Here is an 18,243-nt window from a genome sequence, read left to right on the forward strand (position 1 = left end):
CTATTTCTAACTTTTGTTCGACAGTCCTTCATCGAGCATGGCTCTTGCGTTCACAACTACACGCCAATTACACGCCGATCAAGGATAGACCATGAGCCTTCCAACGCTGGCCGAACTGCCGGCCATTCTCTTGCCTTATGCCCAGCGGGCCGAGCAGTCATTTCGTGACGCGGTGGCCGCGCTGGACGACGATCATGGCCTTTCTGCGTGGACGCCGCAACGGTGGGCCGACTTCGCCCGCGTGTGCGCCGCCAGTGATTTTGTCATTGAACAGAGTGTTCGTGACCCTTTGATGTTGCTCGAACTGGTGGCCTGGGGCGAGCTGGACCGCGGCTTTGCGCCCGGCGAGCTGTGCAGCCAGATAGCCGGTGCCGTGCAACAGGCCGAAACAGAAGATGAGTTGGGCCGCGTGCTGCGTCGCCAACGTACGCGCCAGCAGGTGCGCATCATCTGGCGCGACCTGACGCGCCAGGCCGACCTGGTGCAAACCTGTCGCGACCTTTCCGACATGGCCGACGCCAGCATCGATCAGGCCTACCAATGGCTGTACCAGCGCCATTGCGCCCAGTTCGGCACGCCAACCGGGCGGCGCAGCGGTGAGGCGCAGCACATGGTTATCCTCGGCATGGGCAAGCTCGGCGCGGTGGAACTGAACCTCTCGTCGGATATCGACCTGATTTTCGCCTACCCCGAAGGCGGCGAGACGGTGGGTGTAAAGCGTTCCCTGGACAATCAGGAATTCTTTATTCGTCTTGGTCAAAAATTGATCAAGGCCCTCGACCCCATGACGGTCGACGGTTTTGTCTTTCGCGTGGATATGCGCCTGCGTCCCTACGGCTCGGCCGGTGCGCTGGTGCTCAGCTTCAACGCGTTGGAGCAGTACTACCAGGATCAGGGCCGGGATTGGGAACGCTACGCCATGATCAAGGCGCGGGTGGTGGCCGGTGATCAAGTGGCAGGCGCGCAGTTGCTCGACATGCTGCGGCCCTTCGTCTACCGGCGCTATCTGGACTTTTCCGCTATCGAAGCGCTGCGCACCATGAAGCAGTTGATCCAGCAGGAAGTGCGGCGCAAGGGTATGGCCGAGAACATCAAGCTGGGCTCGGGCGGCATTCGTGAGGTGGAGTTTATTGCCCAGGCGTTCCAGCTGATTCACGGCGGCCGCGACCTGAGCCTGCAACAACGCCCGCTATTGAACGTGCTGGGTACGCTTGAGGGCCAGGGTTACCTGCCGGGCGCGGTGATCACCGAGCTGCGCAATGGCTATGAATTCCTGCGCTACACCGAGCACGCTATCCAGGCGATTGCCGACCGTCAGACCCAAATGCTGCCGCACAGCCCTGAAGACCAGGCGCGTATCGCCTTCATGCTGGGCTTCAGCGACTGGGCTGCGTTCCACGAGCGTCTGATGTACTGGCGTGGCCGCGTGGACTGGCACTTCCGTCAAGTGATTGCCGACCCTGACGAAGAAGAAGGCGAAGAAAGTGAGTTGGTCGTCGGTGGTGAATGGTTGCCGCTGTGGGAGGAATCCCAGGATGACGACGCCGCGTGCCGCCAACTGGCCGAAGGCGGGTTCACCGATGCACCCAAAGCCCTCAAGGCTCTGGCCGGCCTGCGCGGCAGCCCGCAGTTGCGCGCCATGCAGCGGCTGGGTCGTGAGCGCCTGGATGCGTTTATTCCGCGCCTGCTGGCTCAGGCGGTCGAACACGCCAACCCGGATCTGGTGCTCGAACGCGTGTTGCCGTTGGTGGAGGCCGTCGCCCGCCGCTCGGCCTATTTGGTGTTGCTCACCGAAAACCCCGATGCGCTGCGTCGCCTGTTGACCCTGTGTGCCGCCAGCCCGTGGATCGCCGAACAGATCACCCGTTTCCCGCTGTTGCTCGATGAACTGCTCAACGAGGGCCGCCTGTTCAAGCCGCCGCTGGCGCCGGAGCTGGCGGCCGAGCTGCGCGAGCGGCTCACCCGCATCCCCGAGGACGACCTTGAACAACAAATGGAAGCCCTGCGTCATTTCAAGTTGGCGCACCGCCTGCGGGTAGCGGCCTCGGAAATCGCCGGCAGCCTGCCGTTAATGAAAGTCAGCGACTACCTCACCTGGCTGGCTGAAGCCATTCTTGAGCAAGTACTGGCCCTGGCCTGGCGCCAAACCGTCGCCCGGCACGGTTCACCCCAAAGGCTGGACGGTACCTTGTGCGATCCTGGGTTCATCATTGTCGGTTATGGGAAAGTCGGCGGCATTGAATTGGGGCATGGTTCGGACCTGGATCTGGTGTTTGTCCACGACGGCGATCCTCAGGCCGAGACCGATGGAGCCAAGCCGATTGACGGTGCGCAGTTCTTCACGCGCCTGGGCCAGCGCATCATTCACCTGCTGACCACCCAGACCAACTCCGGCCAGCTGTATGAAGTGGATATGCGCCTGCGACCTTCCGGCGCATCCGGTTTGCTGGTGAGTTCCCTGGGCGCATTCGATCGCTATCAACAAAATGAAGCCTGGACCTGGGAACATCAGGCGCTCATCCGTGCACGTGTGCTGGTGGGCAGTCAGGATGTGGGCCATGCGTTCGAGCAGGTACGGGCCAAGGTATTGGGGCGTGAACGGGACTTGGCGAAGCTGCGCCAGGAGGTCAGCGAGATGCGCACCAAGATGCGCGATAACCTGGGTACCAGGGCTACGGCGGCCGGCAGGGGCGCCAATGCCTTCGAGGCCACGGCGGTGTTCGACCTCAAGCAGGACGCCGGAGGTATCGTAGATATTGAATTTATGGTGCAATACGCGGCTTTGGCGTGGTCTGCGCAACATCCATCGTTGCTGCGCTACACCGACAATATTCGCATTCTGGAAGGCCTTGAGCAGGTCGGGCTGATGCCCGCCGCCGATGCCCATTTGCTGCGTGAGGTGTATAAGGCCTACCGCTCCGCCGCCCATCGCCAGGCCTTGCAGAACGAGGCCGGCACGGTCGCCGGGGACCAATTTGCCGACGAGCGGCGACAGGTGATGCGAATCTGGCAAGCGCTGGGCTTAAATTGAAACTCGACTGATTGGGCGACGCCAATTTTTTATATGGGATGCGGATTAATGTGGGAGCCGGGCTTGCCCGCGATGCAGGCGCCTCGGTTTATCAGTGATACCGAGGTGATGCAATCGCAGGCAAGCCAGCTCCCACATAAAGATGCTCCCTGGCGCGCCGCGATCTACAGTCATTATCGAGGCGGGGAGGCATAAGCCTCCCCGCATCGTTTGTGGAAACTACATGAATATTCTGATCGTTGGGCCCAGTTGGGTCGGTGACATGGTGATGGCACAGACACTGTTCCAGTGCCTGCGCCAGCGCTATCCAGATTGCCAGATCGACGTGCTCGCCCCTGAGTGGAGCCGACCGATCCTTGAACGTATGCCAGAGGTGCGCAAGGCCTTGAGCTTCCCGCTCGGCCACGGCGCCCTGGAACTGGCGACCCGTCGACGCATCGGCAAATCCATGGCCGGCCAGTACGATCAGGCGATCCTGTTGCCCAACTCGCTCAAGTCGGCGCTGGTGCCTTTTTTTGCCGGCATCCCCAAGCGCACCGGCTGGCGCGGTGAGTTTCGCTACGTGCTGCTCAACGACGTACGCACCCTGGATAAAACCCGCTACCCGCTGATGATCGAGCGTTTCATGGCCCTGGCCTACGAGCCTGGTGCTCAATTGCCCACGCCGTACCCGCGCCCCAGCTTGCAGATCGACCCGGTGACCCGCGACGCGGCGCTGGCCAAGTTCGGCCTCAGCCTTGATCGGCCGGTATTGGCCTTGTGCCCGGGCGCCGAGTTTGGCGAGTCCAAGCGCTGGCCGTCGGAGCATTACGCCAAAGTCGCCGAGACCAAGATCCGCGAAGGTTGGCAGGTGTGGCTGTTCGGCTCCAAGAATGATCACTCGGTGGGTGAGGACATTCGCCAGCGCCTGATTCCCGGCCTGCGCGAAGAGGCGGTGAACCTCAGTGGCGACACGTCCCTGGCTGAGGCCATCGACTTGTTGTCCTGCGCCGACTCGGTGGTGTCCAACGACTCCGGCCTGATGCATGTGGCGGCGGCGCTGAACCGCCCGCTGGTGGCGGTGTACGGCTCCACCTCCCCAGGCTTCACCCCGCCGTTGGCCGACAAGGTCGAAGTGGTGCGCCTGGGCCTGGATTGCAGCCCGTGTTTTGACCGCACCTGCCGCTTCGGCCACTACAACTGCCTGCGCCAATTGCTGCCGCAGCCGGTAACCGATGCCTTGCAGCGGTTGCAGGGCGACGTGGTCGAGGTTCGCTGAGTTGCGGGTACTGGTAGTCAAGACCTCATCCCTGGGCGATGTAATCCATGCCTTGCCGGCGTTGACCGATGCGGCACGGGCGATCCCCGGCATCCGCTTTGATTGGGTGGTGGAAGAAGGCTTTGCCGAAATTCCGACCTGGCACCCGGCGGTGGACAAGGTGATCCCGGTGGCGATCCGCCGCTGGCGCAAAAACCTTTGGCAGACCATCAAAAGTGGCGAATGGCGGCGTTTCAAACAGGCCGTGCAGTCGACCAAGTATGACCTGGTGATCGACGCCCAGGGTCTGCTGAAAAGCGCCTGGCTGACCCGCTATGTGCGTGCCCCGGTGGCCGGGTTTGATAAACACTCGGCCCGTGAGCCGCTCGCTGCGCGTTTTTATTCACGGCGTTTGGCCGTGGCCCGTGGGCAACATGCGGTGGAGCGCTTGCGCCAGCTGTTCGCCGTGGCCCTGGGCTACGACCTGCCCAAAGGCTTGGGCGACTATGGCTTGAGCGTCGAAAAGCTGCTTGGCCTGCCACCGAAAAAACCCTTTGTGTTGCTGTTGCACGGCACCACCTGGGACACCAAGCACTGGCCCGAAGCCTATTGGCGTGAGCTGGCAGAGCGCATGGGCCGCCTGGGCGTGGACGTGAAACTGCCGTGGGGCAACGCCGCCGAAAAGGCGCGGGCCGAGCGCCTGGCCCAGGGCCTGCCCAACGCCGAAGTGCTGCCCAAACTCAACCTGGCGGGTGTAGCCGGCGTGTTGGCGGGCGCACGTGCCTGTGTGGCGGTAGACACCGGCCTCGGTCACCTGGCGGCAGCGCTGGATGTACCCACCATTTCCCTGTTCGGCCCCACCAATCCGGGCCTTACGGGCGCTTACGGCAAGGGTCAGATCCATTTGGCCAGCGACTGGCCGTGTGCGCCGTGCCTGCAAAAGCAGTGTACTTATCAACCTACCGCCGACGACTTGCGGCGGTTCGACATCAAGCGTGAGTCGCCCCTGTGCTTCACGCGCTTGAATCCTGAGCGTGTAGCAAGCCGGCTGAGCACGTTGTTACTGGCTGAGGAGCAGCACTGATGCAATTGGCTTTTGTTCTGTACAAGTACTTTCCCTTTGGTGGCTTGCAGCGCGACTTTATGCGTATTGCCCTGGAGTGCCAGCAGCGCGGCCACAAGATTCGTGTCTATACGCTGATCTGGGAAGGCGACATCCCCGAAGGCTTTGAAGTGCTGGTGGCGCCGGTCAAGGCATTCTTCAACCATCGACGCAACGAGAAGCTCAGCGCCTGGATGGAAGCCGACCTCTCCAAGCGCCCGGTGGACCGTCTGATCGGCTTTAACAAAATGCCGGGTCTGGACGTGTATTACGCCGCCGATGGCTGTTTTGAAGACAAGGCGCAAAACTTGCGTCATTCGCTGTACCGTTATTTTGGTCGCTACAAACACTTTGCCGACTATGAGCGCGCCGTGTTCGCCAGGGACGCCAAGACCGAAATCCTGATGATCTCCGAGGTGCAGCAGCCGCTGTTCATCAAGCACTACGATACCCCGCTCACGCGTTTCCACTTGCTGCCTCCGGGTATTGCCCTGGACCGGCGTGCTCCGCCCGATGCGGCCGAGGTTCGCGAGGGATTTCGCAAGGAGTTCAGCCTGGCTGATGACGACTTGCTGGTGGTGCAAATAGGCTCGGGCTTCAAGACCAAGGGCGTCGACCGCAGCCTCAAGGCGCTGGCCGCGTTGCCGTCCGAGCTGAAGAAACGTACCCGTCTGTTTGTAATCGGCCAGGACGACCCCAAGGTATTCCAACTGCAGAGCGCAACATTGGGCTTGGGCGATAATGTGCAGTTCCTTAAGGGGCGTAGCGATATTCCGCGCTTCCTGCTGGGTGCCGACCTGTTGATCCACCCGGCGTATAACGAAAATACCGGCACGGTGTTGCTCGAAGCCCTGGTTGCTGGGTTGCCGGTACTGGTCTCGGCTGTGTGTGGTTATGCCCATTACATCGCCGAAGCCGACAGCGGCCTGGTCCTGAGTGAGCCGTATGAACAATCGCAGCTCAATGAGTACCTGACGCGGATGTTGACCGATTCTGCACAGCGCGCGGCCTGGAGCCGCAATGGGTTGGCCTTCGCTGAGACGGCTGACCTCTACAGCATGCCGCAGCACGCTGCGGATGTGATTCTGGCGGAGCCAAAACCATGAAGTTGATGCTTGCCGAACCATTCAAGACCCTCTGGGCCGGGCGCGATGCGTTCGCCGCTGTCGAGGGGTTGCAAGGCGAGGTGTACCGGGAACTCGAAGCGCGTCGCACGTTGCGTACCGAGGTGGAGGGGCGTGGCTATTTTGTGAAGATTCATCGCGGGATTGGCTGGGGCGAGATCGTCAAAAACCTGGTCACCGCCAAGCTGCCGGTGCTGGGGGCGGGTCAGGAGTGGCTGGCAATCCAGCGCTTGCAGGAACTGGGCGTGCCGACCATGACCGCTGTTGCCTATGGTGAAAGCGGTAGCAACCCCGCCGACCAGCACTCGTTCATCATCACCGAAGAGTTGGCGCCCACTGTCAGCCTGGAAGATTTCAGTATCGACTGGCTCAAGCAGCCGCCCGAGCCGCGCCTCAAACATGCGCTGATTGCCGAAGTGGCGCGCATGACCGGCATGATGCATCGCGGCGGGGTCAATCATCGGGACTGTTATATCTGCCACTTCCTGTTGCACACCGATACACCGGTCACTGCCGACAACTTCAAGCTATCGGTGATCGACCTGCATCGCGCCCAGACCCGCGACAAGATCAGCAATCGCTGGCGCGACAAGGACCTGGCAGCGCTGTATTTCTCGGCGTTGGACATTGGCCTGACCCGCCGCGACAAACTGCGCTTTCTCAAAGGTTATTTCCAGCAGCCGTTGCGTCAGATCCTCGCCGAAGAAAGTGCTTTGTTGCTGTGGCTTCAGGCCAAGGCCGACAAACTCTACGCACGCAAACAACGATACGGGGATGCGCTCTGATGGCGGGTTGGAACCTGGAACCTGCCTATGCCGCCCTGGCGGATGACTTTGGAAGCCTGGACGCGGTATTTGCCCTCCAGGGCGAGCAACTGACCCGCGATCCGCTGTCGGAAGTGATCCGGGTCGAGCGCGCAGGCGTGAACTATTACGTCAAGCGCTACGTGGGTGCCGGCAAAGGCTTGCGCCGTTACCTGGGCAGGCCGCGGGTGAAATCCGAATGGCAGAACCTCAAGCGCTTTGCCAAATGGGGCATCCCTACGGCTGATGTCGTCGCCTGGGGCCTGGATCGCAAGGGTTTGGCCTATAACCGTGGGGCGATGATTACCCGTGAGCTGCCCAGGACTGAAGACTTGTCGGTGCTGGCCGAGCGCAATGACGAGCGCCTGAAAGACCCCCAGTGGGTCGATAGCATCAGTCGCCAGCTCGCCGAATACACGCGCACCATGCATGAGCACCGCTTCACCCATAACGACTTGAAGTGGCGCAACCTGCTGGTGGACGACCAGCGCACCCTGTACCTGATCGATTGCCCCAACGGCGATTTCTGGCGCGGTTTCTGGCTCAAATACCGCATCACCAAGGACCTGGCCTGTCTGGACAAGGTCGCCAAATATCACCTGTCGGCCACCCAGCGCCTGCGGTTCTACCTGCAATACCGCCAGAGTGCGCACTTATCGGCGTCGGACAAGCGGCGAATTCGTCACGTGGTGAAGTTTTTTGAGGGACGCGAATGAGTGACTTCCTGGCGGCCGAAGACCGCGCCTTGCTTGAGCGCAACGGTCTGACGACGTTCGATGCCCTGTGGGCCAAGCAACTGGATGCAGTGGATGAGCCCAATACCAGTCACGGTGGCTGGAGCAGTGTGTATCGCCTGGAGATTGAAGGCCAGGGCTACTACCTCAAGCGCCAGAGCAACTACCTGACGCGCACCTTGCACCGGCCGTTTGGCGAGCCGAGTTTTGCTCGCGAATTCCGTAATATCAGCCTGTATCGAAAGCTCGGAATCCCTGCATTGCAGGCGGCGTTCTTCGGTGAACGCAAGGTCGAGGGCGAGCGCCGGGCCATGCTGCTTACCCGTGCGCTGGATGGTTGGAATGACCTGGATTCGTTGCTGGAGCAGTGGCCGCAATTGAGCGCCGCCCAGCACAGTGCGATCCTGTTGGCGTGCGGCAAGCTGGCGCGTCATCTGCACAGCGTCGGGCAGGTGCATGGCTGTTTTTACCCCAAGCATATTTTCCTGCAGGCCACTGCTGAGGGTTATGCCGCGCAGCTGATCGATCTGGAAAAAACCCGCCCGTTGCTGTTTGGCTGGCGTGACCGGGTGAAGGATCTGGAACCGCTGCTGCGTCGCGCGCCGCAATGGTCGGACGCGCAGGTGCGCCAACTGCTGGCGGCGTATCTTGAGCAGGCCGAGGACAGTGACCTGGTGTCCACTTGGCACCAGCGCCTGACCGCACGCCGCAGCCACAAGGAGAACCGCTGATGCGTTTATCCGAGCTGAAAAATGCCGGTCGTAGCCCCAGCCTGCCGTTGACCGTCGATCTGGCGGATGCGGCGGGCCCGGGGCAGTTGCAACTGCTGAGCCTGTTGCGGGTATTGCCCGGGCAGCGCTACGTGGGAGCGGCGGTGTGGCGTGGTCGCCCGGTGCTGGCAAAATTGTTGGTCGGCAGCAAGGCCGCGCAGCACTTTCAGCGTGAGCTCAAGGGGGTTCGCCTGTTGGCCGAGCAAGGCCTGACCACGCCATTGCTGCTGGCCGATGGCTTGCAAGACGGCGAGGGCGGCTGGTTGCTGTTTGAGTTTATCGAAGGCGCCCAAAGCCTGGCCGATGCCTGGCACACCGTCGAGCATTTGCCGCCGTTGGCGGACGAGCAAGCCGCCGTGCTCGCCGAAGCATTGGGCGCAATTGCCCAGATGCACGCCAAAGGCCTGTGGCAGGAAGATCTGCACCTGGACAACCTGCTGCGCCAGGACGGCAAGTTGTATTTGATCGATGGCGCGGGCATCCGTGTCGAAGAGGCGGGTAAACCGTTGTCGCGCAATCGAGTGTTGGAAAACCTCGGCGTGTTTTTCGCCCAACTGCCGAAAAATCTTGAGCCGTTTACCGAAGAATTATTGGTGTACTACCTGCTGGGTAATGGCGAGCACGCCTTGCCGCTGCAAGCCCTGGAAAAGCAGGTGCGCAAAGTCAGCGCCTGGCGCCTGAAAGACTTCCTGGACAAGACTGGCCGCGAATGCACGTTGTTCAGCGTGGTGCGTGGCGCCTTTGGCTTGCGTGCGATTCGTCGCGAAGAAGAAGCGGCTATGTTGCCGGTGCTGGCGCAGGCAGACGCATTGCTCGACCAGGGCCACCTGTACAAAACCGGCGGCGCGGCCAGCGTGGCCAAGGTCGAAGTGGCCGGTCGGCCATTGGTGATCAAGCGCTACAACATCAAGGGCTTCGCCCACTGGCTCAAGCGCTTCTGGCGCCCGAGCCGGGCCTGGCATTCCTGGCGCGAGGGTAACCGCCTGGCGTTTCTCGGTTTTGCTACGCCCAAGCCGCTGGCGGTATTGGAGAAGCGCTTTTTCTGGTTGCGTAGCCGTGCATATCTGGTCACCGAGTTTTTGCCAGGGCCGGACATCATCGAGCGTTTTGCGCCGTATGTTGAAAGCGGCGATGCGCCCCAGAGCGAGTTGCAAGCGCTGGAGCAGTTGTTTGCCGAGCTGATCCGCGAGCGCATCAGCCATGGGGATTTCAAGGGCCATAACCTGTTCTGGAATGACGGGCGCTGGGCGATGATCGATCTGGATGCCATGTGTCAGCACAGTTCCGTTGCCAGCTTCGCACCGGCCTATGCCAAGGATCGCGCGCGGTTTATGCGCAATTGGCCGCAAGACAGTGCGTTGTATCAGGTGATCGATCAGCGGTTGCCTAAAACCATCGTGGTTTCAGCGGGCGCTTGAGGTCCAATGTGGGGGGCTTGCCCCAATGCCCTGTAGGAGCGAGCTTGCTCGCGAAAAAACCATAGATGCTGCGTTTATTCAGGATGCACGCGTTATCGTTGACGTTTTTCGCGAGCAAGCTCGCTCCTACATTAGAATTGATATTCAGCCCCGGCGCCTGCATACCACGAGCGCCCCGGGGCTGCTTCGTAGTAACGCCTGTTGCTGTCACCCACGATCACTGACCCCACATATTGGCGATCCAGCAGGTTATCCAGGCGCAAGGTCTGGTGAAAGGTCCAGTGTTCGACCTTCTGCTCAAACCGTGCCCGCCAGTTGAATACGCTGTAGCCCGGTGCGGCGTGTTGGCTGTTGGTGTCTTCGACATAGACTTTGCTGCGGTACAGGCCTTCGATGGCGGTACTGACCCAGTCCCGTGGTTTCCAGTTCAGTTCGGCGAACAGAGTGGTTTGTGGCACGCCGGGCAGGTAGTTACCCTTGTCGATGGTGTTGGTGCCGCTGGTGAAATCACTGTCGTAGGTTGCTTGCAGTCGGGTATAGGCGAGGCTGGTACTCCAGTGCTCGCTCAGCTGGCTTTCCATACCCAGTTCGAAGCCGCGACGCAAGGTGCGACCGGCGTTCTGGTAGCTGGTGCGGCCTTCATCTGATTTGTTGATCACAAGTTCATTTTCGGTGGTGATCTGAAACACTGCGGCATTTATCCGCGTGTTGTTCAGTTGCGCCTTCACACCTATTTCATACTGAGTACTTTCAGACGGCTTCAAACCGAAGTTAAAGCCCTCGACGTTGCCCGGTGCATAGGCCAGCTCGGCCTGGGTCGGGGTTTCAAAGCCCTTGCCTGCGCTGATGTAGCCGCGCAGATCGGGCGTGAACGCATACATCACGCTCATCGAAGGCGTATTTTTCTGGTAGGTCTTGTTGCCGCTGGCGTCGCCATTGCTCAGGAATTGATCATCGACGTCCATTTGCATGGTGCTGTGCCGGATACCGGCTTGCAGAGTCCAGCGGTCGAGGGCCCAGTTGGCCTGGATATACGGATCGAGGCTACGAGCCGTGTCGATTTCGTCGCGGCGTAGCTGGCCTTTCACGCCGAGGGTGTTGCCGTTGTAGTTCTGATAGCCGTGACGGCTGTCTTCGCTTTGGTCGAAGTCCAGGCCGGTGATGATCATCAAGTCGCCGGGCGCACTGTCGATCGGCTGCATCCAGCGCACGCTGCCGCCGTAGAACTTGCGGTCGAATTGCACTACGCCACCGCCGCGCTCGTTAGGCGGTGTTCCTTGTCTAATTGATAGATACTGAATCACGCTACGTCGCCCTGTATAGGCGTTGACCTGCAAGGTTGCACCACCGAAATACCGCTCGTAATTCATCCCCAATTGTTGATGATCGATACTTTTACGCGTGTTGTATTGCAAAGCCGCCGTGTCTACCGAGCGCGGGTCTGCCTTGTATGCTTCCCATTTTTGCCCCAGCGGATCCTGCGTACCGTTCTGCTCCAGGCTGCTGTAGATCAACGCCAGCTTGCTGTCGTCATCCGGCTCGACGTTGAGCTTGGCGAAAGTCTGGTCGCGCCGGGCGCTGCTGTGGTCGCGGTAGCCATTGGTGTCCATGCGCGAGGCATCGAGCACGAACCCGGCACCGTTGGCCGCGCCTTCAGCAGTGAGGTGGTTCTTGTTCAGGCCGTCGCTGCCCACCAGAGTTTCGGCGCCGACACGCGGCGGGCCTTCGCCGTCGCGGGAGAACATTTGGATAACGCCGCCGGCGTTACTGCCATACAGCGTTGCTGCCGGGCCGCGCAGCACTTCGATGCGCTCGGCGGTGTCGAGGTTGAAGGTTGCAGCCTGGCCCTGACCATCCGGGGTGCTGGCGGGGATGCCATCGGCGATCAGCTTGATACCCCGTACGCCAAACGCCGAACGGGCGCCGAAGCCGCGGGACGAGATCTGCAAGTCCTGTGCATAGTTCTGGCGGTTTTGCACCACCAGGCCGGGCACGCGGGACAGCGCTTCGGAGGCGTTGATGCCCAGTTGGCCGTCGCTGATCTGTTCGCGGTTGATGCCGTCCACTGAATAGGGCAGGTCGAACGTCGGGCTGGCGCTGCGCGAACCGGTGACCACGCTGGGGTCCAGCATCAGGGGCGCATTGTCGGCCTGGGCGTTGTTGCACAGGCCCAGCAGTAAGGCCAGGCAGGTAGGGGCAGAAGGAGTCATGAAAAGGCCGAGTGGGTAGCGCACGCAAGTGAGGGCACGCAAATGCTACAAGTTTAACGACTCGCCCTCTGTTTTGCCGAACTCCTTACCGCTGGGCGCATTAGGACGCTTCCTACGGTTAGCGTCGACTGTGCAAGCTGAATCCCGGTTTCTGTGGTGCTAGGTTTTCGGTCTTTAACAACAAGAAGAATTAACTATGTGGATGCCTGTTCTGCGGTTGCTGGTATTGCTGGGAGTATCGTTGGCCATGGGCAGCTGCGGCACTGGGACCACGGTGCTGCGTGGCGATGATGTCACTGTTCTGGAACTCAACAGGACGAAAACCTACTGCAAGTCTGTTCCGCGAGTTTATAGCGGCCTGGTTTATGACCTGTGTGTCTTGCATGGGCCGCCAAACTCTGCGAGTGGGCTCTCCTTGAACGGCATTCCCTGGGTCATTCTGGATGCGCCGGTTTCCGCCGTCCTGGACACGCTCGTCTTGCCCTATACGATCTACCGCCAAAGCGCCGATGGCAGCATCGAGCTGCGCTAACAGCTTCCTACTGCTTTTAAGCTATAATCCCGCCCTTTAGCTGTTTCTCGCCCAGGCGAGAGGCACACTTTTTTCAGGCGCGATGCGCCTGTATGCAGACTAAAAGAGGCTAGACCCCAGTGGCATTGACGATTCTTGGCCTGTCCGGCGCCCTTAGCCATGATCCTTCCGCAGCCCTGTATATCGACGGCAAGCTGATCGCGGCCGCCGAAGAAGAGCGCTTCGTACGCGACAAACATGCAAAGAACCGCATGCCCTACGAGTCGGCGAAGTTCTGCCTGGAGCAGGCTGGCATCAAGCCTTCGGACGTTGACGTGGTGGCGATCCCATTCGCCCCGATCAGCTTGTTCGGCGAGGCACGCTGGCACTACGCCAAGCGCTACTGGTACGCCCCGGACCGCGCCCTCGACGCGATCCTGATGGGCAACCGTCGTTACAAGCGCTATCGCAACAAGATCGTCTGGTGCCTGGAGCAACTGGGCTTCGATCCGAAGAAAATCAAGATCGAACCGGTTGAACACCACTTGGCTCACGCTTCCAGCGCCTACCACTGCTCGGGCTTCCAGGAAAAAACCGCGATCCTGGGCATTGACGGCAAGGGCGAGTACGCCACTACCTTCTTTGGCTACGGCGAAAACGGCAAGATCCACAAGATCAAGGAATTCTACGATCCGGACTCTCTAGGGGGCCTGTACGGTGCGATCACCGAGTTCCTCGGTTTCGAGATGCTCGACGGTGAGTTCAAGGTCATGGGCATGGCGCCGTACGGCGATGCCAGCAAATACGACTTCTCGCGCCTGGCCTCCTTTGAAAACGGCGAGCTGGTGATCAACACCGACTACGCCAACGTCATTGGCCTGCGCCGCTACAAAGAGAAGGGCAAGGGTTTCTACTTCTCGCCAAAACTGATCGAGTGGTTGGGCCCCAAGCGCGAAGGCGACATTGCCGACGAGCCGTACATCCATTACGCCGCCAGTATGCAGGCGCTGTTCGAGAAGCTGGCCCTGCAGATGATCGACCATTATCTGGGCGACATCCTCAAGGACACCGGCAAGCTGGCCTTCGCCGGCGGCTGTGCGCTGAACGTCAAGCTGAACCAGAAAATCATCGCCCGTGACGACGTCAAGGAACTGTTCGTGCAACCGGCTTCCGGCGATGCCGGCACCGCCGTCGGTGCGGCGGCCTACGTGTCCCATGCCCGTGGCGTACCGGTCGAGAAGATGGAACACGTCTATCTCGGCCCGTCCTACAGCAACGAAGACGTGATTGCCGCGTGCGCCAAGCACGAGAGCAAGCCGAACTGGCGCAAGATCGAGAACATGCCCAAGCGCATCGCCAGGATCATGGTCGACGGCAACCCGGTGGCCTGGTTCCAGGGCCGCATGGAGTTTGGCCCGCGTGCCTTGGGCGGTCGTTCGATCATCGGTTGCCCAAGCGCCACCGGCGTGGCTGACCGCATCAACCACCAGATCAAGTTCCGCGAGCGCTGGAGGCCTTTCTGCCCGTCGATGCTCGACACCGTGGCCCCGCAGATGATCAAGGTCGATCACCCGGCGCCGTTCATGACCTTCACCTTTGAAGTGTCGCAAGAGTGGAAGACCCGCGTGCCGGAAGTGGTGCATGAAGATGGGACTTCCCGCGCCCAGGTACTCAAGCGCGAATACAACCCACGCTACTACGACATGATGAAAGAGCTGGAAGTGCTGACCGGCAACGGCGTGTCCCTGAACACCTCGCTCAACCGTCGCGGCGAAGCGATGATCTGCTCGCCCACCGATGCGCTGAACATGTTCTTCGGCTCGGACCTGCAATACCTGATCATGGAAGACATTTTGGTCGTCAAGGACGGCGTGGACCCTTATGACGCGCTCGGCTGAACGCCACATCCTGCAGTTCTGCCACGGCTATGACGGGCCTTTCCTGGACTGTGCCAGGCAGTACGCCAGTTTGTTTGCAGGCACAGGTTATAAGGTGACCACGGTGTTTCTCACTGGGGTCGCCAACCCGCAAGTGGCCGCTGGTTGTGCGTCTGATGAAGTGTTGTTCATGGAGTTCAGCTCCAAGGCCATTCGTGGGCTGAAGCTGGGCGCTATCCGCGAACTGCGCAAAATCGCCGCATCGCGCAACTTCAGTTTCTGTATCGCTCACCGGTTCAAGCCGATCTATATCGCTTTGCTTGGCACACGGCTGCCGGTGATCGGGGTACATCACGCCTTTGGTGATTACCAGCGCGGCAGCCGCAGGCTGTTTGCCGGGATTTTCCGCAAGCGCCTGAGCCTGCTGGGGGTTTCTGACGCTGTGCGTGATGACATGCGCCGCTGCCTGCCGGCCTGGCCCGCAGCGCGTATTCAGACCTTGTATAACCGCATTGAAGTCGACGCGTTGCAGGCTATTCAGGTGCCTGCGTTAGAGGCGCGCGATGCCTTGGGCTTGTCGCCGGATGACTGGGTGGTTGGCAATGTTGGCCGACTGCACCCGGACAAAGACCAGGCCACTCTGCTTAAGGGTTTCGCTCTGGCGCTGCCGCACTTGCCGGTCGAGAGTCGCCTGGCGATCCTCGGTACCGGGCGCCTGGAACAAGATCTGAAAGCCCAGGCGCGGGAATTGGGGATTGCCGATCAGGTGCTGTTTCTAGGCCAGGTGCCGGATGCGCGCCGCTATTTTCGGGCATTTGATGTGTTTGCCCTGAGCTCCGACCATGAACCGTTTGGCATGGTGCTGCTTGAAGCCATGGCAGCCGGCGTGCCGTTGCTTGCCACGTCCTGTGGTGGCGCGCGGGAAGTGGTCGAAGGAGTGGGTATCCTGTTCCCCTTCAGTGACGCTGAACACCTCGCCCAAGGGTTGCGACACCTGGCGGCGATGGATCAGCATCAACAACGCCAGTGTGCCGAGATGATGTTGGAGCGCCTGCGTACATGTTTCTCGGATCAGGCGGTACGCGATACCTTCTGGCAACTGCCGCACGTTATTGAACTGACCGCGGGGGTTTGATGCTCAATCGATTCCAAGGCTGGCGCGAGCGGGGCTGGTCAGTCGTCGACGCACCTGCCTATGACGAAGCCTGGCAGCGTTTTGGCGGCAGCGTCGCCACCCATCCACAGGTGATCGAGCGCCTGGCCGGGCTGGCTGATATTCCGGTGCGCTATCTGGCCTGGGAGCAGGGCGGTGAGCGGCAGGCATGCATCGCTACCTGGGGGCGCGACCTGGCGTTGTCCAAGAACGTACTCAAGCAAGCTGGCAAGAAAGGCCTGTTTGACTTGGGGAATGCCGAGCTGATCCTGCCAGCTGCCGCCAATGCCGAGGCGCCGTTGCGTCACCGTGCACGCTACCTGTCGATCTTGAACGAAGGCCGTTTCAGCGGTCTCAAGCCTCAGGCCGAGCAATTGGCTATGGCACGTACTCCGGAAGAACTGTCGAAGAAATTTCGCTACAACCAACGCCGCGAACTGCGCTTGCTGGAGGACGCCGGTGGTGTGGTACGGCCGGTGAGCGAGTTTACCGCCGCTGAACTGGCGGCGATCTATTGCGATCTGTTCTTGCGCCGCTGGGGCTTCGTCGCCACGGGGGCCGAGCACATGGCTGAGGTGATCGGGCTGCTGCGTGAGTGGCTGATCGGCTCGGTGATTTTCCTCAACGATGCACCTATCGCCGTGCAACTGGTGTACCGGGTCGAGTCGCCGGAATGGATCAGCGTGGAGTACGTCAACGGTGGAGTGGATCCCCAAACCCGCTCATTCAGCCCGGGCAGCGTGTTGAGCTTCCTCAATACCCAGAGCGCCTGGGAGCAAGCGCGCGAGGTCGGTAAGCCGCTACGGTTTTCCTTCGGGCGCGCCGACCGTGAATACAAGGACCGTTGGTGCAATCCTGTACCGGTGCTGAGCGTATGAGCCGCAAACAACAATTGCTCAAGCGCCATCGTCGCAACAAACGCGTTGGTCTGTTGATTGGCCTGCTGTTGCTTATTGTGATCGGCGTCTGGGTTGCGTGGTGGCTGCCCTTTGTACTCGGCGTGCTGGCTTGGGTCGCGCATGAGGCGTGGTTTGCCGACCATCTGTTTTATGCGCCCGATGAAGATTATCGCTACAGATTTGCGACGGATGCCGAAGTAGCGGGGATTCGCTTGGAAGGTGGGCGGCTGCTGACGGATCAGCGCTTGGCGGCCGATGCGACCCTGGTATTGGCCGTTAAGATCAAGAGTAGCTGGTTGGGGCGTTTTTTTGATCCTGTCGTAGCAATATCCGGCGGCGAAAGCCCGGATCGCCAAGCCTTCGAGCGTGGTGTGAACGGCATGCGTTACCTCAACCTCAGTGGCTTGGCACCTGCCTTGATGGCGGGTGAACTGAGACTGCGCGGACGGTTCTGCGACGTGCAGGGGCCACCCAGGCTGTGGGCCTGGAACCAGCCGGATTACTTGGCGCAGCGCGTGATGGTTATCGCACCCCATGCCGACGATGCCGAGCTGGCCGCGTTCGGTCTTTACAGTCAGGCGCGAGCGCCGTGGATCGTAACCATCACCGCCGGAGAAATCGAAGCCGAGCACTATCGCGACATGGGCATGGACCCGGTCGAAGCCTCAAGGCTCAAAGGTCGCCTGCGTGCCTGGGACAGCATTGCTGTACCGCGTTGGGCCGGGGTGCCGCAGGCGCAGTGCGTGCAGTTGGGGTATTTCTGCCTGCAGCTGTCGGCGATGCGTGCCACACCCGATCAGGCGGTCGCCTCCCGAGAAGCCGATCTCAAGGATATTCGTCTGTTTCGCCAGTTCAACCCTTTTCCGTTGCCGGCCGATCGGGATGGTTTGCCAAGCTGGAATAACCTGTTGGCCGATCTGCGTCAGCTACTGCTGACGGCACGGCCCGAGGTGATTGTGCTGCCTCATCCCGTTCTCGACCCCCACCCTGATCACATCTGCGCTCAGCAGGCAGTGATTGAGGCCCTGGCGGGACTGGAATGGCAGCCCGCGACGATATTGGGTTACGCCAACCATCTGCATGACAATGATCGTTGGCCGATGGGCGACACCAGCACTGGCATCGCCTTGCCGCCGCAGTTCGATGACACGCTTGAGCTGAGCCCGTTCAGCTTGCCGTTGTCATTGGCGCAACAGCGCGACAAGGCTATGGCGCTCGGCATGATGCATGACCTGCAACCCCCAGCGCCGTTCAAGCGTCGTTTGCGGCGTTGGCTGCAGCGTGCATTGGCCGGTCGGGCGCCGTCCCCCTATGGTGATAACGAATTTTTCCGCAAGGCCGTACGACGGCATGAGTTGTTCTGGCGTTTGTGAA

Annotated in this window: 14 protein-coding genes; 13 read left to right on the forward strand and 1 reads right to left on the reverse strand. The window is 60.7% G+C overall.

Annotated features, from left to right (window positions below; translation table 11 throughout):
- Positions 1–91: 91 nt before the first annotated feature.
- From glnE to JFT63_RS19730, 8 genes are all read left to right on the forward strand, one after another.
- Positions 92–3,031: a bifunctional [glutamate--ammonia ligase]-adenylyl-L-tyrosine phosphorylase/[glutamate--ammonia-ligase] adenylyltransferase gene (gene glnE, locus JFT63_RS19695; protein ID WP_198844569.1), complete on the forward strand. Its 2,940-nt coding sequence runs from the start codon at positions 92–94 to the stop codon at positions 3,029–3,031.
- A gap of 223 nt (positions 3,032–3,254) precedes the next feature.
- A complete protein-coding gene (gene waaF, locus JFT63_RS19700; RefSeq protein ID WP_057702539.1) occupies positions 3,255–4,289 on the forward strand; it encodes a lipopolysaccharide heptosyltransferase II in 1,035 nt (344 codons plus the stop codon).
- 1 nt (position 4,290) lies between these two features.
- Positions 4,291–5,352 (forward strand): lipopolysaccharide heptosyltransferase I, encoded by a 1,062-nt coding sequence (gene waaC, locus JFT63_RS19705; RefSeq protein ID WP_186559566.1) that lies wholly within the window; start codon positions 4,291–4,293, stop codon positions 5,350–5,352.
- Positions 5,352–6,476, forward strand: coding sequence for a glycosyltransferase family 4 protein (locus JFT63_RS19710; RefSeq protein WP_198844570.1), 1,125 nt, complete (start codon positions 5,352–5,354; stop codon positions 6,474–6,476). Before waaC ends, JFT63_RS19710 begins: the two co-directional genes overlap by 1 nt.
- The gene (gene rfaP / locus JFT63_RS19715) at positions 6,473–7,279 is read left to right on the forward strand and encodes a lipopolysaccharide core heptose(I) kinase RfaP (RefSeq protein WP_198844571.1); all 807 of its coding nucleotides are present in this window, start codon (positions 6,473–6,475) and stop codon (positions 7,277–7,279) included. The genes JFT63_RS19710 and rfaP overlap by 4 nt, the downstream gene beginning before the upstream one ends.
- Positions 7,279–8,013: a lipopolysaccharide kinase InaA family protein gene (locus JFT63_RS19720; protein WP_198844572.1), complete on the forward strand. Its 735-nt coding sequence runs from the start codon at positions 7,279–7,281 to the stop codon at positions 8,011–8,013. Before rfaP ends, JFT63_RS19720 begins: the two co-directional genes overlap by 1 nt.
- The gene (locus tag JFT63_RS19725) at positions 8,010–8,762 is read left to right on the forward strand and encodes a lipopolysaccharide kinase InaA family protein (protein ID WP_198844573.1); all 753 of its coding nucleotides are present in this window, start codon (positions 8,010–8,012) and stop codon (positions 8,760–8,762) included. The genes JFT63_RS19720 and JFT63_RS19725 overlap by 4 nt, the downstream gene beginning before the upstream one ends.
- Positions 8,762–10,219: a lipopolysaccharide kinase InaA family protein gene (locus JFT63_RS19730; RefSeq protein WP_198844574.1), complete on the forward strand. Its 1,458-nt coding sequence runs from the start codon at positions 8,762–8,764 to the stop codon at positions 10,217–10,219. Before JFT63_RS19725 ends, JFT63_RS19730 begins: the two co-directional genes overlap by 1 nt.
- Before the next feature lie 131 nt (positions 10,220–10,350).
- Here the strand turns inward: JFT63_RS19730 and JFT63_RS19735 are convergent, their stop codons facing one another.
- The gene (locus tag JFT63_RS19735; RefSeq protein ID WP_198844575.1) at positions 10,351–12,429 is read right to left on the reverse strand and encodes a TonB-dependent receptor family protein; all 2,079 of its coding nucleotides are present in this window, start codon (positions 12,427–12,429) and stop codon (positions 10,351–10,353) included.
- 196 nt (positions 12,430–12,625) lie between these two features.
- On the opposite strand from JFT63_RS19735, the gene JFT63_RS19740 reads away from it, so the two are divergent.
- From JFT63_RS19740 to JFT63_RS19760, 5 genes are all read left to right on the forward strand, one after another.
- Positions 12,626–12,961 (forward strand): YceK/YidQ family lipoprotein, encoded by a 336-nt coding sequence (locus tag JFT63_RS19740; protein ID WP_198844576.1) that lies wholly within the window; start codon positions 12,626–12,628, stop codon positions 12,959–12,961.
- A gap of 119 nt (positions 12,962–13,080) precedes the next feature.
- The gene (locus JFT63_RS19745; RefSeq protein WP_198844577.1) at positions 13,081–14,838 is read left to right on the forward strand and encodes a carbamoyltransferase family protein; all 1,758 of its coding nucleotides are present in this window, start codon (positions 13,081–13,083) and stop codon (positions 14,836–14,838) included.
- Complete coding sequence (locus JFT63_RS19750) at positions 14,822–15,952, forward strand: glycosyltransferase (protein ID WP_198844578.1); 1,131 nt, start codon at positions 14,822–14,824, stop codon at positions 15,950–15,952. Before JFT63_RS19745 ends, JFT63_RS19750 begins: the two co-directional genes overlap by 17 nt.
- Entirely contained in the window at positions 15,952–16,848 is an 897-nt protein-coding gene (locus tag JFT63_RS19755) for a GNAT family N-acetyltransferase (protein WP_198707387.1), read from the forward strand. The genes JFT63_RS19750 and JFT63_RS19755 overlap by 1 nt, the downstream gene beginning before the upstream one ends.
- Positions 16,845–18,242, forward strand: a complete 1,398-nt coding sequence (locus tag JFT63_RS19760; RefSeq protein WP_198844579.1) for a PIG-L deacetylase family protein — start codon at positions 16,845–16,847, stop codon at positions 18,240–18,242. Before JFT63_RS19755 ends, JFT63_RS19760 begins: the two co-directional genes overlap by 4 nt.
- Position 18,243 lies beyond the last annotated feature (1 nt).

The sequence above is a fragment of the Pseudomonas sp. MF7453 genome (assembly GCF_016405455.1).
Lineage (GTDB): Bacteria > Pseudomonadota > Gammaproteobacteria > Pseudomonadales > Pseudomonadaceae > Aquipseudomonas > Aquipseudomonas paralactis.

Excerpts from the sequence above, each read along its gene's own strand:
- JFT63_RS19725 (WP_198844573.1), top strand. The coding sequence starts at position 8,010 with ATGAGTGACTTCCTGGCGGCCGAAGACCGCGCCTTGCTTGAGCGCAAC.
- JFT63_RS19730 (WP_198844574.1), top strand. The coding sequence starts at position 8,762 with ATGCGTTTATCCGAGCTGAAAAATGCCGGTCGTAGCCCCAGCCTGCCG.
- JFT63_RS19750 (WP_198844578.1), top strand. The coding sequence starts at position 14,822 with ATGACGCGCTCGGCTGAACGCCACATCCTGCAGTTCTGCCACGGCTAT.
- glnE (WP_198844569.1), top strand. The coding sequence starts at position 92 with ATGAGCCTTCCAACGCTGGCCGAACTGCCGGCCATTCTCTTGCCTTAT.
- rfaP (WP_198844571.1), top strand. The coding sequence starts at position 6,473 with ATGAAGTTGATGCTTGCCGAACCATTCAAGACCCTCTGGGCCGGGCGC.
- JFT63_RS19760 (WP_198844579.1), top strand. The coding sequence starts at position 16,845 with ATGAGCCGCAAACAACAATTGCTCAAGCGCCATCGTCGCAACAAACGC.
- JFT63_RS19755 (WP_198707387.1), top strand. The coding sequence starts at position 15,952 with ATGCTCAATCGATTCCAAGGCTGGCGCGAGCGGGGCTGGTCAGTCGTC.
- JFT63_RS19740 (WP_198844576.1), top strand. The coding sequence starts at position 12,626 with ATGTGGATGCCTGTTCTGCGGTTGCTGGTATTGCTGGGAGTATCGTTG.
- JFT63_RS19735 (WP_198844575.1), bottom strand. The coding sequence starts at position 12,429 with ATGACTCCTTCTGCCCCTACCTGCCTGGCCTTACTGCTGGGCCTGTGC.
- JFT63_RS19710 (WP_198844570.1), top strand. The coding sequence starts at position 5,352 with ATGCAATTGGCTTTTGTTCTGTACAAGTACTTTCCCTTTGGTGGCTTG.
- JFT63_RS19720 (WP_198844572.1), top strand. The coding sequence starts at position 7,279 with ATGGCGGGTTGGAACCTGGAACCTGCCTATGCCGCCCTGGCGGATGAC.
- waaF (WP_057702539.1), top strand. The coding sequence starts at position 3,255 with ATGAATATTCTGATCGTTGGGCCCAGTTGGGTCGGTGACATGGTGATG.